This window comes from Paenibacillus sp. MMO-58, assembly GCF_037146255.1.
Classification (GTDB): domain Bacteria; phylum Bacillota; class Bacilli; order Paenibacillales; family Paenibacillaceae; genus Pristimantibacillus.
Map to the genome: position 1 here is coordinate 1 of NZ_JBBCVY010000035.1, position 849 is coordinate 849.

General features: G+C 37.3%; 1 protein-coding gene. It reads right to left on the minus strand.

From position 1 onward, the window contains the following. Positions 1–126: 126 nt before the first annotated feature. The gene (locus WFJ73_RS33160) at positions 127–609 is read right to left on the minus strand and encodes a HEAT repeat domain-containing protein (protein ID WP_336776994.1); all 483 of its coding nucleotides are present in this window, start codon (positions 607–609) and stop codon (positions 127–129) included. Positions 610–849: the final 240 nt, after the last annotated feature.

Consider the following 849-nt stretch of genomic DNA (forward strand, 5'->3'; position numbering starts at 1 on the left):
CAAGGGACTATAATACCTATTAATTAACATCAGAATCCCACCTATCCTCCCTTTTATTCCATAAAAAGCGGCAGCTGATCCCTATCAGCTGCCGCACTATCGTCTCCCGTTTGTTCAATGACAAGGTTATTTTCCATTCTCTAATTCATCAAGTGTTTCTAAAAGCAAGTCGATTCTATCTTCAAATTCATTAATGGCTTTTTTAATTTTAATTATCTGATCTCCCGGGATTCGGACATTCAGTAGCTGCAGTAAATATTTAGCCTCATGACGCACCTCAAAATTTCCGTTAATCAGAAAATCGATTAATAACTCTAGATGGGATGAATAATCAAATGGTCTCAAGGCATACAACAAGGAGCCCCTGCTACCTAAAGTTTTCGGGTCCTTGAGTAGTTCTATAATTGGCTCCACTGCCTCTGGATTTCTAAAATCGCTTAAGGCTAAAGCAATTTCATTTCTAAGTATTTTGTTTTCCGTATTTTTTAGATGTTTTATCAGCATTAAGACTACTTCTTTATTCTTGTATCGACTTGCCTCAGAAATTGCTGCAGATGCTTCGTCTTGATTACCACTCATTAAAGCCCGTTCTAATTGGATAAGATCCATTTCATGTCCTCACACCTTAGATTTAAGTACCACATTAATTCTACCACATATTGGAACTATCCTGCCCGTTAACGTAATAAAGCTGCCGATCGGCGCCGACAGCTTATTCATGGTCTTCATTTAACTAACGTTTCCCGTTAGTTGAAAGCCAACATATAATAAGTTACTTGTTAGCTAGCTTTATCGCTTCTTCAATGACTGGCTCTAGCTTATTTTCTAAGTCATCGATAATTGCATAAA

What these genes read in the sequence shown, in the direction of transcription:
- WFJ73_RS33160 (WP_336776994.1), bottom strand. Translation starts at nt 609, where the DNA reads ATGGATCTTATCCAATTAGAACGGGCTTTAATGAGTGGTAATCAAGAC.